Source organism: Microbacterium sp. NPDC064584, assembly GCF_040687315.1.
Classification (GTDB): domain Bacteria; phylum Actinomycetota; class Actinomycetes; order Actinomycetales; family Microbacteriaceae; genus Microbacterium; species Microbacterium lacus.
In genome coordinates this window covers 165,268-179,063 of sequence record NZ_JBFBMZ010000005.1, presented here as the reverse complement: position 1 = coordinate 179,063, position 13,796 = coordinate 165,268, and the positions used below count along the sequence as shown (strand labels likewise).

At 67.7% G+C, this 13,796-nt stretch carries 16 protein-coding genes; 8 read left to right on the top strand and 8 right to left on the bottom strand.

What is annotated here, in order from left to right; genetic code table 11:
* Positions 1-3: 3 nt before the first annotated feature.
* Positions 4-372: a hypothetical protein gene (locus AB0P18_RS09670; RefSeq protein WP_363359834.1), complete on the bottom strand. Its 369-nt coding sequence runs from the start codon at positions 370-372 to the stop codon at positions 4-6.
* 170 nt (positions 373-542) lie between these two features.
* Between AB0P18_RS09670 and AB0P18_RS09665 the strand changes: the two genes are divergently transcribed.
* The 3 genes from AB0P18_RS09665 to AB0P18_RS09655 all read left to right on the top strand — a co-directional run bounded on the left by AB0P18_RS09665 (position 543) and on the right by AB0P18_RS09655 (position 2,757).
* Entirely contained in the window at positions 543-1,052 is a 510-nt protein-coding gene (locus AB0P18_RS09665; RefSeq protein WP_363359833.1) for a hypothetical protein, read from the top strand.
* Between the two features lie 260 nt (positions 1,053-1,312).
* Positions 1,313-1,810, top strand: coding sequence for a hypothetical protein (locus tag AB0P18_RS09660; protein ID WP_363359832.1), 498 nt, complete (start codon positions 1,313-1,315; stop codon positions 1,808-1,810).
* Positions 1,811-1,833: 23 nt separating this feature from the next.
* The gene (locus tag AB0P18_RS09655; protein ID WP_363359831.1) at positions 1,834-2,757 is read left to right on the top strand and encodes a 5'-3' exonuclease H3TH domain-containing protein; all 924 of its coding nucleotides are present in this window, start codon (positions 1,834-1,836) and stop codon (positions 2,755-2,757) included.
* 1 nt (position 2,758) lies between these two features.
* Here the strand turns inward: AB0P18_RS09655 and AB0P18_RS09650 are convergent, their stop codons facing one another.
* From AB0P18_RS09650 to trpD, 4 genes are read right to left on the bottom strand one after another with little or no spacing between them, the layout of a single operon-like run.
* Positions 2,759-3,661: an MFS transporter gene (locus AB0P18_RS09650; RefSeq protein WP_363359830.1), complete on the bottom strand. Its 903-nt coding sequence runs from the start codon at positions 3,659-3,661 to the stop codon at positions 2,759-2,761.
* Positions 3,658-4,038: a hypothetical protein gene (locus tag AB0P18_RS09645; protein WP_363359829.1), complete on the bottom strand. Its 381-nt coding sequence runs from the start codon at positions 4,036-4,038 to the stop codon at positions 3,658-3,660. The genes AB0P18_RS09650 and AB0P18_RS09645 overlap by 4 nt, the downstream gene beginning before the upstream one ends.
* 24 nt (positions 4,039-4,062) lie before the next feature.
* The gene (locus tag AB0P18_RS09640; protein WP_363359828.1) at positions 4,063-5,058 is read right to left on the bottom strand and encodes a PHP domain-containing protein; all 996 of its coding nucleotides are present in this window, start codon (positions 5,056-5,058) and stop codon (positions 4,063-4,065) included.
* Between the two features lie 12 nt (positions 5,059-5,070).
* Positions 5,071-6,129, bottom strand: coding sequence for an anthranilate phosphoribosyltransferase (trpD, locus tag AB0P18_RS09635; RefSeq protein ID WP_363359827.1), 1,059 nt, complete (start codon positions 6,127-6,129; stop codon positions 5,071-5,073).
* Between the two features lie 227 nt (positions 6,130-6,356).
* On the opposite strand from trpD, the gene AB0P18_RS09630 reads away from it, so the two are divergent.
* From AB0P18_RS09630 to AB0P18_RS09610, 5 genes are all read left to right on the top strand, one after another.
* Positions 6,357-6,956: a heme-copper oxidase subunit III gene (locus AB0P18_RS09630; RefSeq protein WP_344055818.1), complete on the top strand. Its 600-nt coding sequence runs from the start codon at positions 6,357-6,359 to the stop codon at positions 6,954-6,956.
* Between the two features lie 21 nt (positions 6,957-6,977).
* Positions 6,978-7,778 carry a cytochrome c gene (locus tag AB0P18_RS09625; RefSeq protein ID WP_344053178.1) on the top strand — a complete coding sequence of 267 codons (801 nt, stop codon included), beginning with the start codon at positions 6,978-6,980 and terminating at the stop codon, positions 7,776-7,778.
* A gap of 45 nt (positions 7,779-7,823) precedes the next feature.
* Positions 7,824-8,882 (top strand): Rieske 2Fe-2S domain-containing protein, encoded by a 1,059-nt coding sequence (locus AB0P18_RS09620; RefSeq protein ID WP_344053176.1) that lies wholly within the window; start codon positions 7,824-7,826, stop codon positions 8,880-8,882.
* A complete protein-coding gene (locus AB0P18_RS09615) occupies positions 8,879-10,702 on the top strand; it encodes a ubiquinol-cytochrome c reductase cytochrome b subunit (RefSeq protein WP_363359826.1) in 1,824 nt (607 codons plus the stop codon). Before AB0P18_RS09620 ends, AB0P18_RS09615 begins: the two co-directional genes overlap by 4 nt.
* 72 nt (positions 10,703-10,774) lie before the next feature.
* Positions 10,775-11,194, top strand: coding sequence for a rhodanese-like domain-containing protein (locus AB0P18_RS09610; RefSeq protein ID WP_363359825.1), 420 nt, complete (start codon positions 10,775-10,777; stop codon positions 11,192-11,194).
* A gap of 243 nt (positions 11,195-11,437) precedes the next feature.
* On the opposite strand, the gene AB0P18_RS09605 is transcribed toward AB0P18_RS09610, so the two are convergent.
* From AB0P18_RS09605 to ctaD, 3 genes are read right to left on the bottom strand one after another with little or no spacing between them, the layout of a single operon-like run.
* Positions 11,438-11,572, bottom strand: a complete 135-nt coding sequence (locus AB0P18_RS09605; protein WP_363359824.1) for a hypothetical protein — start codon at positions 11,570-11,572, stop codon at positions 11,438-11,440.
* Between the two features lie 25 nt (positions 11,573-11,597).
* Positions 11,598-12,032, bottom strand: coding sequence for a cytochrome c oxidase subunit 4 (locus AB0P18_RS09600; RefSeq protein ID WP_363359823.1), 435 nt, complete (start codon positions 12,030-12,032; stop codon positions 11,598-11,600).
* Complete coding sequence (gene ctaD / locus AB0P18_RS09595) at positions 12,033-13,796, bottom strand: cytochrome c oxidase subunit I (RefSeq protein ID WP_363359822.1); 1,764 nt, start codon at positions 13,794-13,796, stop codon at positions 12,033-12,035.

Genomic DNA, 13,796 nt, shown 5'->3' with positions numbered 1-13,796 from the left:
TCGCTACTTGCCGACCTCGACCGTGAAGGTGATGTCCTCGATGCCGCCGTCCGAGTTCGAGAGCACCACGGTCGTCGCGCCGTCGGCGAGCGCCTTGACGCCCGGGTTGAACGTGGCGCCGTCCTTCTCGTAGCCCTTCGTGAACTCGGCGACCGAGGTGTCCGCCACCTCGCCGCTGTAGCTGTCCACTGCCAGGTCGCCCGTGTTGATGTTGAGCACCTGGCCCACCACGAGCTCGACCGTCTCGCCCTGCAGGTCTCCGGCATCCATCGTCACCGGCGCGATCACGGGCGAATTGCTCTGCGCGCACGCGCTCAAGCTGAATGCGAGCGTAACGGCCGCCGCGGCGCCGATCAGTTTCGAGATCTTCACGCGGTCAGTATGACAGCGCGCCTGTCCCGAGTCACGGACCCGTTGAGTGTCCAAGACACGCCGTGTCACCCCGGGTCGATGCGGCGAGTCTTGGACACTCAACGGAAGGACGTGGGGCGGGGTGTGGATAAGTCGCGTGGTCGCGGCGGGTGGGGCGTTAGCGTGGTCGGATGTTCCGCCGCTCCGCCGCCGTCGTCGTCGCTCTCGCGGTGACGCTCGGCGCCACCGCGTGCCAGCCGGAGCCCACGCCGACCCCCACCGGGCCCGCCTTCGCATCGGAGGACGAAGCCTTCGCCGCCGCCGAGAAGACCTACCGCGCATATGTCGACGCGCTGAACGCGAGGCGGGAAGACCCGAGTTCTGACCCCGACCCACAGGTCTTCCTTACTGGGCAGGCGCTGCAGGTAGATATCGACACGCAACAGCAGCTCGACCAATCTGGCCTCCGAATTGTAGGACCGACCACAATCTCTTCTATCTCCGGGGTGTCTTTCGACGGAGAAGAGATCTCGATCGAAGTCTGCCTCGACTCGTCAATGACCCGTGTTGAGACAACGGCTGGCGAAGATGCAACTCCTCCAGACAGACAACCCATCTCGTTGGCATTCGTGGGGATGATCGCCACAGGAGATGGCGCGCTCATCCGCACGAGCACAACAAAGGTGGCCGACGGATGTTAGTGGCAGTTCTGCTTGTGTCTTCGTTCGCTTTGAGCGGCCTGACGACAACAATCGGCGCTCCCTGCAGTCCGGACCTCTCCGCGATCGGCGCATGCACTACCTCCGTCTCGAACTCCGGCTCCCAGGTCGACGTCGGCGCGAGCATCTCCGACCCGGCGACGCCGGTGGGCGACTCAGGCTCCAGCGCCCCCGACCCCGCTCCTCCACCCCCGCCCGTCACGAACACGTGCACCTCGGTGGGCACCTGCGGCGGTCACACGGTGGTGCTGCCGCCGGATGTGTCCGCGGAAGACCTCGCGTCCTTCCGGCCGGCGGCGCCCTCGCTCACCGGTCAGCCGACCGGCTTCGGCATCGTGGGAGCTCCCACGAACCTGGTCGCGGCGGCATCCGAGCAGTATCTGAGCGGACCGCTCCTCGGATGGGACGTCACCGTACGCTTCGTCCCCAGCAGCTACGTCTTCGAGTACGGCGACGGCGCGTCCGGCCAGTCCTCGACGGGCGGGGCGAGCTGGGAGGCGCTCGGGCAGGCGCAGTTCACGCCGACCGCGACGAGTCATGCCTACCGCGAGCGCGGCACATACCCGGTCCGAGTGAGCGTGCAGTACACCGCCGCGGTGAACTTCGGCTCCGGCATCTGGCGTCCGGTGACCGGGCTCGTCACGGCCACCAGCGGCACGTACGACGTTCAGGTCGTCGAGGCGCGCACCGCGCTCGTCGGGCAGACCTGCGCCGAGAACCCCGGGGGCCCCGGCTGCTGAGACGGCCATGACAGGATGAGAGCGTGACAGACCGCCTGATGCTCCTGGACTCCGCCTCGCTGTACTTCCGCGCGTTCTACGGCGTCCCCGACACCGTGAAGGCACCCGACGGAACGCCCGTGAACGCGGTCCGCGGCTTCCTCGACATCATCACGCGCCTGGTCACGACCTACGAACCCACGCACCTCATCGCCTGCTGGGACGATGATTGGCGCCCGCAGTGGCGTGTCGATCTCATCCCGACGTACAAGACCCACCGGGTGGCTGAGGTGACAGCGACCGGCCCCGACGTCGAGGTCGTCCCCGACCCGCTCGAAGTGCAGGTTCCGATCATCCGGCAGACCCTCGATGCCCTCGGCATCCCGATCATCGGCGCCGCCGAGCACGAAGCCGATGACGTGATCGGCACGCTCGCGACGCGGGCTTCCCTCCCGGTCGACGTCGTCACCGGCGACCGCGATCTGTTCCAGCTCGTCGACGACTCCAGCGGAGTGCGGGTCATCTATACGGCGCGCGGAATGAGCAACCTCGAGATCGTCACCGATCAGACCGTCGTGAAGAAGTACGGAGTTCTGCCGAGCCAGTACGCCGATTTCGCGACGATGCGCGGAGACTCCTCCGACGGCCTCCCCGGCGTCGCCGGTGTGGGCGAGAAGACCGCCGCGACCCTACTCGCCGCGCATGGCGACCTCGCGGGCATCATCGCAGCCGCCGAGGCGGGCGAGGGCATGTCGGCGGGCGTCCGCGCCAAGATCCTCGCCGCGCTCCCCTACCTCGAGGTCGCGCCGACCGTCGTGGAGGTCGTGAAGGATCTCGATCTTCCCGAGCCCGACGCACGCCTGAGTCCCCTCGACGAGGCACGACGAGCGGATGCCGCGACTCTCGCCGAGAAGTGGGCGCTCGGCACCGCCATGACGCGGATCACCGACGCGCTCGGCACCCGTTGAGTCAGCGCCCCCTCCGGGCGGCCGGGACGGACGCCAGAAGCGTCGCGCAGTAGATCACCGCAAGCGCGACCAGGAGCGCGAGGGTCGCCGTCCAGTCCCCCGTCACCTCGTGGAGCGCGCCCATCACCGGAGCCCCGAGCGCTCCCACGGCGTAGCCGCCGCCCTGCACGAGAGCCGACATGCCGGCCGCCTCCGCATCGCTGCGCGACACCGTGACGAGCGTCGTGAAGATCACCACGAACCCGCCGGCATGCCCGATCGCTCCGATCATGAGCCACAGCCAGGTCAGTTCGCGTGAGAGCAGCATCCCGACCGTCAGCACGAGCCAGGAGACGCAGATCGTCACCGTCGGGACGACGGGTCGGGTGAACCGCGCGAGGAGCGGCACGAGGAACGCCCCCGCGATGCCCGCGCCCTGGAACAGCGACGCGAGCGCGCCCGCCGCCTCGGCGTTGAGCCCGAGCTCGTCCGCGGTGAGGGTGGGCAGCCATGTGGAGAGTCCGTAGTAGATCGCGCATTGGATCGCGAACGACACCAGCAGCAGCCAGGTCACCGGTCGCCGCGCGATCGAGCGTTCCCGGTCAGCGCGGGCGACGACCGGCATCGGGCCGGTCAGCACCGTCGGGTCGAGATCCTCCACGCGCTCACCCGAGGGCTCCTCGCCCGAGTACCGCTCCCCGTAGCGGTCGCCCTCGCGGCGCGATCGACGCAGCTGCACGCCCCACAGCGCGATACCGACGAGCGTGAGGACGGCCCAGGCAACGAGCGCCGCCGGCCATCCGATGAGTGCGGCGAGCGGAGCCGTGAGGAGCGACGTGATGAGCGATCCGGCATTCAACGTCGCGACATAGGCGGCCGTCACCACACCGACCCGCGCGGCCGGGACGTCACGTCGGATGATCACCGGAATGACGACGTTGCCGATCGTGATCGCCGCGCACCGATCACGAACATCCCGGTCAGCATCCAGCCGAATCCGGGCAGCGCACGCACGAGGGTGCCGAGCAGCACCCCGCTGAGCGACAGCATGAGCGCGAGCTCGGCGCCGGCCCGCCGGATGATGAGCGCCGCGAGCGGCGTGAGCAGCGCGAACATGAGCACAGGGGCGGTCGTGAGGAGTCCCGCCGTGGCGGATCCGATGCCGAGGTCGCCCTCGATGTCCCGCAGCACGGGCGTGGGGGCCACGATCGGGCCGCGCATGCTCAGCGCGGCGACCAGCACGCCGGTGATCACGAACCACGGGATGCCGCGCCCGATCGATCCTGCCCTGCTCGAGGTCACCGTTCGACGGTACCGCCCGCGCTCTCAGCGGTGCGTCGCCGTCCACTCCCGGAGCCGCGCGAGCGGCCACGTCGTGACGATCCGGTCCGCCGGCACACCCGCGCGTTCCGCCCGCTCGGCGCCGTAGTCGAGGAGCGACAGCTGACCCGGAGCGTGAGCGTCCGAGTCGATCGAGAACAGGCATCCAGCTTCGAGTGCGACTGCGATGAGCTCGTCGGGCGGATCCTGCCGCTCCGGTCGGGAGTTGATCTCGACGGCCACGCCGTTCGCGGCGCACGCGGCGAACACGGCCTCGGAGTCCAGGGTGGACGGTGGCCGGGTCCCGCGGGATCCCTCGACCAGGCGTCCCGTGACGTGCCCGAGCACGTCGATCCGCCCGGACGAGACCGCGCGCACCAGGCGGCGGGTCATCGGTCCGCGCTCCATCCGCAGCTTCGAGTGGGCGGAGGCCACCACGACGTCGAGGCGCCCGAGCAGCTCTGGCTCCTGGTCCAGTCCGCCGTCCTCGAGGATGTCGACCTCGATGCCCGACAGCAGCGTGAATCCCTGGCCGCTGAGCCCCGCGACGATCTCGAGCTGATCGCGCAGGCGCTCCGGCGACAGACCGTTCGCGACCCGCAGCCGCGGAGAGTGATCGGTCAGCGCCAGGTACTCGTGCCCGAGCGCACGCGCCGCATCGACCATCAGGTCGATCGAAGTGAGTCCGTCCGACCAGTCACTGTGGCTGTGCAGGTCGCCGCGCAGCTCGGCGCGCAGCGCCGACGAACGTTGCACTCCCGCGCGCTCGCGCAGATCGACGAGGTACCCGGGCACGTCGCCGGCAAGTGCTTCCTGGATCACGGCGAAGGTCGAATCGCCGATGCCCTTGCGGCGACGCAGGGCCGCGGCATCCCGCAGCTGCTCCTCGCTCAGCCCCGCGATCGCGTCCGCCGCCGTCCGGAACGCCTTGGACTTGTAGCGCGAGGACCGCTCCCGCTCGAGCAGCGTCGCGATCTCGGTCAGCGCGTCGTGGGGGTGCATCGCGGCTGCGGTCTAGGCGAACGAGCGGGTCGCCGCGACCCAGTCCGAGAGCTTCTGCGCTGCGAGGCCCGCGCCGATCGCCGCCGCGGCGGCGTCCTTCGCCTCTGCCAGGCGCTCCAGGATCGGCCGCTGCACTTCGTTCGCGTCCTGCGACAGCCGGAACGCGACGATTCCGGCGGCGGCGTTGAGCAGCACGATGTCGCGCACCGGACCCGTCTCTCCGTCGAAGACGCGGTGGACGATCTGCGCGTTGTGCGCGGGCTCGCCGCCGAGCAGATCGTCGATGTCGGCCAGCGGGATGCCGAGATCACGCGGATCGAGGTCGTGCTCGTGCACGTCGCCGCGACTGACCTCCCACAGCCGGCTGTGCCCGGTCGTGGTCAGTTCGTCCAGACCGTCGTCGCCGCGGAACACCAGGGCTGTCGCCCCACGCGTGCGGAACACGCCCGTGATCAGAGGGACGCGGTCCAGGTGCGCGACACCGACGGCGTTGGCCTCGGCGCGCGCCGGGTTGCACAGCGGCCCGAGGAAGTTGAACACCGTCGGCACGCCGAGCTCGGCGCGGGCCGGACCGGCGTGACGGAACCCCGGGTGGAAAGCCGACGCGAAGGCGAACGTGATGCCCGCGCGCTCGAGCGTGGTCGCGACCTGATCGGGGGTCAGCGCCAGATCGATGCCGAGCGCCGACAGCACGTCCGACGACCCTGACGCCGAGCTCGCAGCGCGGTTGCCGTGCTTGACGACGGGGACACCGGATGCCGCCGCCACGACCGCCGCCATCGTGGACACGTTCACGGTGCCGAAGCGGTCACCGCCGGTGCCGACGATGTCGAGCACGTTCGGGTCCACGCGCAGCGGCAGGGCGGCCTCGAGGATCGCGTCGCGGAAGCCCACGATCTCGTCGACGGTCTCACCCTTCGCGCGGAGCGCGAGGAGGAATCCACCCAGCTGGGACGGGGTCGCCGAACCCGACATGATCTGTCGCATCGCCCACGTCGACTCGGACACACTCAAGTCGCGGTCGTCGAGAAGCGTCGTGAGGATGCCCGGCCAGGTGTACAGCTCCGCCATAAGCCCACAGCCTAGCCGCGGGCGTGATCGCCCCGGTGCCGGGCGTGGCGCTCGGACGCGAACGGCCCCGGGCGAGTTCTTGCCGGACTCCCAGCGGACTCGCGGCGCGCTCCGAGGGTGCATCGAGTCCGAAAGGGAATAAATCGAGACCGCGAATGCGATCCGGCGCCTCGAGGATCGGCCATAATGGTCAGGTGACGACCACGACAGCGACCTACTCGCAGGCCATGCGTTCCGTCAAGCGGCCCGATCCGGTCGCCGTCGGAACCATCGTGTGGCTGGGCAGCGAAGTGATGTTCTTCGCCGGCCTCTTCGCGATCTACTTCACCCTCCGCAGCACTTCGCCCGACCTCTGGGCGCAGGAGACGCAGCTGCTGAACATCCCGTACGCGACCGTCAACACGATCATCCTCGTGCTGTCCTCGGTCACGTGCCAGATGGGTGTCTTCGCGGCCGAGCGGTTCCAGCCCTATTCGACGCGCAAGCGCGGCTGGCTCGGCTGGGGAATGGTCGAGTGGTTCTGGCTGACGTTCGCCCTCGGCGCGATCTTCGTCTCCGGTCAGGTCTGGGAGTACGCGCAGCTCGTCGCGGAAGGCATGCCGATCCAGGCGAACGCCTACGCCTCCGCCTTCTACCTCACCACCGGCTTCCACGCCCTGCACGTGACGGGTGGCCTCATCGCCTTCCTCCTCGTGATCGGCCGCGCATTCGCCGTCAAGAACTTCGGGCGCAAGGAGATGACTTCCGCGATCGTCGTGTCGTACTACTGGCACTTCGTCGATGTCGTCTGGATCGCCCTCTTCCTCGTCATCTACTTCCTGAAATAAGAGCTGGAGCTGATTTCCGACATGGCACGAGAGACCAAGCGCCGCACGAACGGCCGCCGCAGTCCCTGGGCTGCGGCCGCCCTCATCGGCATCGGCCTCCTGATCACCGGCGGCGTGTACGCGGGTGCGTCTGCGGCGATGGCGGCGGGCACCGACACGACGACGGCGTCCGCTCTGACCGTCGAAGACGGCAAGAAGCTGTTCCAGGCGAACTGTGCGACCTGCCACGGACTCGACCTCCAGGGTTCCGGTGAAGGCCCGTCGCTGTACGGCGTCGGCGAGCTCGCGGTGGAGTTCCAGGTCTCGACCGGCCGCATGCCGCTGCAGGCATCCGCCCCGCAGGCACCGCAGAAGCCGGCTCAGTTCACCGAGGAGCAGATCCTCGCGATGGCCGCGTACGTGCAGTCGATGGCGCCCGGCCCCACGTTCCCGTCTGAAGAGACGATCGACGGCCAGGGCGACGTCGCGCGCGGCGCCGAGCTCTTCCGCGTCAACTGCGCCATGTGCCACAACGTCGCCGCCGCCGGCGGTGCGCTGACCGAGGGCAAATACGCCCCCGGCCTGCAGAACACCAGTGCCCTGCACATGTACGCGGCGATGGTCACCGGACCGCAGAACATGCCGGTCTTCAATGACCTGACCCTCACCACCGAGGACAAGCGCGACATCATCTCGGCCCTGCTGTTCCTGCAGCAGAACGAGTCGCCCGGCGGCTTCTCGCTCGGCTCGCTCGGTCCCGTGTCGGAGGGTCTGTTCATCTGGATCTTCGGCATCGGCGGCCTGATCGCCATCACCGTGTGGATCACGGCGAAATCCAACTGATCGACTCGACAGCAGTCACGAACACAGCAACGAACGAGGATCACCATGGCACACGAGGACGACCCGCTCGAGCATGAGAGGGCCTCTTGGAAGCCCTCGCCCGGGCTCGCCGTCGAGGTTTCCGACCCGGTGCAGCCCCCGGCTCTTCCGCCCCACCGGGAGCGGATGACCGACAAGGACCCCGTCGCGATGAAGAACGCGGTCCGCACGGTGTACACGCTGTTCTACGTCTCGCTCGCGGCGAGCATCTGGGCGATCGCCGCCTACATGCTCTTCCCGATCGAGAGCGGCGCGATCGTCGACATCCGCAACAACAACCTCTTCGTCGGTCTGGGCATCGCCCTGGCACTGCTCGCGATCGGCATCGCCGCGATCCACTGGTCCAAGGCGATCATGTCCGACAAGGAGCACACGGAGCCGCGTCACGCGACCCGCGGGCGCGACACCACCCGCGCCGCCGCAGTTCAGGCCTTCGCGGAGGCGAACGAGGAATCCGGATTCGGCCGCCGTGTCATGATCCGCAACTCGATGTTCGCCGCGATCGTCGCGTCGGTCGTCCCCGGCATCGTGCTGTTCCGCGGCCTCGCCCCCGAGGGTGAGGACCCGGTCGAATTGCTCGAGACCACGATGTGGACCGAGGGCATGCGTCTCGCACACGACCCCGAAGGCACTCCGATCCGCGCCGCGGACGTCACCCTCGGCTCGGCCGTGCACGTGATCCCCGAGGCTCTCGCCGAACTGGGACACGAGGAGGGTTACCTCGAGCAGAAGGCGAAGGCGATCGTCCTCCTCATGCGCCTGCTGCCCGAAGACCTCAACGAGACGCCCGAGCGGGCCGACTGGTCCTACGACGGCATCGTCGCGTACTCCAAGGTGTGCACCCACGTGGGGTGCCCCGTCGCCCTGTATGAGCAGCAGACGCACCATCTGCTGTGCCCGTGCCACCAGTCGCAGTTCGACGTGGCAAACGGCGCCGCGGTCATCTTCGGCCCGGCGGCCCGTCCCCTGCCGCAGCTTCCGATCACCATCGACGAAGAGGGCTACCTCGTCGCGCGCAGCGGCTTCACCGAACCCGTAGGCCCGAGCTTCTGGGAGCGCCATTGAGTACCGCCACGGCACCCGCCGACAACCCTGACGCCGAAACACGCGAAAAGCCGCTGGGCGGCCGCTTCATCGGCGCGACCGCGAACTACATCGACGAGCGCACCAGCCTCTCCGGGATGGTCAAGGAGCTCGGACGCAAGATCTTCCCCGACCACTGGTCGTTCATGCTGGGTGAGATCGCGCTCTGGTCCTTCGTCGTCGTCCTGCTCTCCGGAACGTTCTTGACGTTCTTCTTCCAGGCCTCGATGGTCCCGACCCACTACACCGGCGCTTTCCTGCCGATGCGCGGTGTCGAGATGTCCGCGGCACTGGACTCGTCGCTGCGGATCTCGTTCGACATCCGCGGCGGTCTGCTGGTCCGCCAGATCCATCACTGGGCCGCCCTCGTGTTCGTCGCCGGCATCGGTGTGCACATGCTGCGCATCTTCTTCACCGGCGCGTTCCGCAAGCCGCGCGAACTCAACTGGGTGATCGGCTTCGTCCTGTTCATCCTCGCGATGGCGGAGGGCTTCACCGGCTATTCGCTTCCCGACGACCTGCTCTCGGGCAACGGCCTGCGCATCATCGACGGCATGATCAAGGGGATCCCCCTGATCGGCACGTGGACCTCGTTCCTTCTCTTCGGCGGCGAGTTCCCGGGCACGGCGATCGTCGGACGCCTCTACACCCTGCACATCCTGCTGCTGCCGGCGATCCTGGTGGGTCTGCTCGTGGTGCACCTGATGCTGATGATCGTCAACAAGCACACCCAGTTCGCCGGCCCCGGCCGCACGAACAGCAACGTCGTCGGCTACCCGATGATGCCGGTGTACATGTCGAAGATGGGCGGCTTCCTGTTCATCACGTTCGGTGTGATCGTGCTGATCGCGTCGCTGTTCACGATCAACCCGATCTGGAACTACGGTCCGTACGACCCGTCCCCCGTGTCGGCAGGCACCCAGCCCGACTGGTACATCGGCTTCGCCGACGGTGCGCTGCGTCTGGTCCCGCCGGGGTGGGAGTTCGTCTTCCTGAACCGCACCTGGTCGTTCAACATCCTCGTTCCGCTCGTCGGACTGGCGCTGTTCATCCTTGTCGTGCTGATCTACCCCTTCATCGAGGCGTGGATCACGGGCGACAAGCGTGAGCACCACATCGCCCAGCGTCCGCGCAACGCGGCGACCCGCACCGCCATCGGCGCCGCCGGTGTCACGTTCTACGCGGTCCTGTGGGCGGCGGCGTCCTCGGACATCATCGCGACGCACTTCCACCTCACGATGGAAGGCGTGATCCACACGCTGCAAGCGCTGCTGGTGATCGGACCGATCGTCGCGTACTTCGTCACGAAGCGCATCTGCCTCGCCCTGCAGAAGAAGGACCGCGAGATCGCCCTGCACGGCTACGAGTCGGGACGCATCGTGCGCCTCCCCGGTGGCGAGTACATCGAGGTCCACCAGCCCGTCGACGAGTACGAGCGCTGGAAGCTCGTGGACAACGAGACGTACGAGCCGCTCGTGGTCCGTCCGAACGCAAAGGGTCGCATCCCGTGGCACGAGAAGCTCCGCGCGGTCGCCTCGCGTTCGCTGTTCGAGGATCGCCTCGCACCGCTCACACAGGCGGAGCTCGATGAGGCGGTTGCCCACCAGCACCACGAGCTCGAGCACATCGCCGCCGAGGAAGACCTCGAGATCCAGGGCGCTCACGAGCGCGCCGGTGTCCCGGACGCTCCGCACGTGCCGATCGACGACGGACGCGCCTCTGAGACGGCCGTCCGCCCGTCCAACGTGATCATCGCCGAGAAGGAAGCCCCGAAGAAGGGCAAGAAGCCCTCCTCCGACTGATCGGCAGTCATCCGACGACGCCTGGCACTCCTCCGCACGGAGGGTGCCAGGCGTCTGTCGTAGCGTGGAGGGATGACAGACGCCCTCGCCTACTTCTCCGCCAAGCTCGCCCACGAGACCGACGCCTCCGATGTCTACGCCGCACAGAAGGCCGGTGAGGACTTCGTGCTCGTCGATGTCCGCAGCGACGAGGCGTGGGCGCAGGGACGCATCTCCGGGGCAGTGCATCTTCGGCGACAGGAGATCGCAGAACGGGCGCCGGCCGAGCTCGACGCGCGGATTCCGGTCGTCGTGTACTGCTGGAGCCCCGGATGCAACGCCGGCACGAAGGCGGCGATCGAGTTCGCCCGGCTCGGCTTCTCGGTCAAGGAGATGATCGGCGGCTACGAGTACTGGGTGCGCGAGGGCCAGCCGACCGAGAACGACGAGGGTTCCCTCCCCCGGACGTTCGATGCCCAGGTCATGGTCGTGCGCGCTCCGACAGGAGCCTGACTCAGGTCGTCTCGAGCTCCTCGCCGAACCGCCCAGCGGCCTCACCGCGCGGAAGTCGGGAAGATCCCGTTCCACCGCGCCTGGAGCGACCTCGACGTCGCACACCACAGCCGTGACGTCCGTCGCGCGTACCGGCCCTCAGTGTGATGTCGACGAGCGCGTGCGCACCGTCCTCAGGGGACGAAGCGGCGGGAAGCACGGCCGCATCCGCCGGCATCGTGCGCCCGGCGACAAGGCTATGGATCAGCGCTGCGGAAGCGAGATCGCCGGAGCGCCACCCACGCCGTCAGCCACGACAGCGCCCCAGCCGGCGGTGAACGCGGCATCCTGGTTGATCGTGCGAAAGGCGCCGACGTCCGAGACGCCGGCGCCTGTCAACCGCAGGGGCACGATCTGGTGAGGATCAGCGGGCGAAGTATCCGCGGTAGTACTCGTACACCCACCCGACGATCGCGACGGCGAAGACGCCGAGGCCGATCGGGAAGATCCATGCGCCGACAGCCAGGCCGAGGATCGCGAGTGCCGCTGAGAAGGCGAGCACGATGGGCCACCACGACCAGGGGCTGAACTCGCCCACCTCGGGGTCACCGTCGTCGATGTCCGACGTGAGGATGTCCTCGGGCAGTTCACCGCCCTGAGCCTTGTGCACGCGCCCGACATAGAACGCGATCAGCGCGGCCATCAGGCACGCGAACAGGAGCGCAACGGAACCAACGGGCTCGAGTCCGGTGTACCACGACTGGTCGGGACTCGTGATGATGGCCCAGATCGTGTACACGATCGCCATCAGCAGGAAGAAGGCCGACAGCACCCACCAGAGACCGGTGTTGGTCCTCACCTACTTCACCTTTCCTTCGTCGAGATCGACGACCGGGGCTTCGGGAGCATCCTTCGCCGGTCCGACGCCGACCGGGATGCCGGCCTCGGGATGGTTGAGATCGAATGCCGGCCGCTCGCTGCGGATGCGCGGGATCGACGTGAAGTTGTGCCGTGGCGGCGGGCAGGAGGTCGCCCATTCGAGCGAGCCGCCGTATCCCCACGGGTCGTTCACCGTGACCTTCGGAGCCTTCCGCGCCGTCATCCAGACGTTGAACAGGAACGGGATCATCGATGCACCGAGGATCATCGCACCGACGGTGGACAGCTGGTTCTCCCACAGCCAACCGTCTGCGGCGGAGTAGTCCGCGTACCGTCGGGCCATACCGTCGACCCCGAGCCAGTGCTGGATGAGGAAGGTCATGTGGAAGCCGACGAACAGCATCCAGAAGTGGACCATCCCGAGACGCTCGTTGAGCATCTTGCCGGTGAACTTGGGCCACCAGAAGTAGAACCCGGCGAACATCGCGAACACAACGGTGCCGAAGACGACGTAGTGGAAGTGCGCCACGACGAAGTACGAGTCAGACAGGGCGAAGTCCAGCGGCGGCGAGGCGAGGATCACGCCGGTGAGTCCACCGAAGACGAACGACACGAGGAAGCCGAGCGCGAACACCATTGGCGTCTCGAACGTCACCGACCCCCGCCACATCGTGCCGATCCAGTTGAAGATCTTCACGCCCGTGGGCACCGCGATCAACATCGTCATGAGCGCGAAGAACGGCAGCAGCACGGCACCGGTGACGTACATGTGGTGCGCCCAGACGGCCACCGACAGCGCGGCGATCGCGATCGTCGCGTAGACGAGCGTCTTGTATCCGAAGATCGGCTTGCGGCTGAACACCGGGAAGATCTCGGAGACGATGCCGAAGAACGGCAGCGCGATGATGTACACCTCGGGGTGCCCGAAGAACCAGAACAGGTGCTGCCACAGCAGGACACCGCCGTTGGCCGGGTCGTAGATGTGCGCGCCGAGCACGCGGTCGGCACCCGCCGCGAGGATGGCCGCGGCCAGCACCGGGAAGGCCATCAGGATGAGGATGCTGGTCACGAGCGTGTTCCACGTGAAGATCGGCATGCGCCACATCGTCATGCCAGGAGCGCGCATCGTGATGATCGTGGTGATGAAGTTCACCGCACCGAGGATCGTGCCGAAGCCGCTCATACCGAGGCCCAGCATCCAGAGGTTGCCACCGACGCCGGGCGAGAAACTCGCATTCGCGAGCGGCTGATACGCGAACCAGCCGAACGCCGCGGCGCCCTGCGGGGTGAGGAAGCCGGCGACCGCGATCGTCGAGCCGAACAGGAACAGCCAGAACGCGAACGCGTTCAGGCGCGGGAAGGCGACGTCGGGCGCACCGATCTGCAGCGGCATGATCACGTTCGCGAATCCCGCGAAGAGCGGCGTCGCGAACATGAGCAGCATGATCGTGCCGTGCATCGTGAACAGCTGGTTGTACTGCTCTTTGGTCGGGATGATCTGCATGCCCGGCTCGAACAGCTCAGCACGCATGATCAGCGCCATCACGCCGCCGAGCATGAAGAAGATGACGGACGAGATCAGGTACAGGTAGCCGATCGTCTTGTGGTCAGTGGAAGTGATCCACTTGACGACGATGTTGCCCTTCTGCCCGACGCGGGACGAGCTCAGCAGCGCGGCCTGACGGGGAGGCAGAGTCGTCGGGCGACCCGGCGACGATTCCTGTAATGGAAGTGTGGTCGCCAT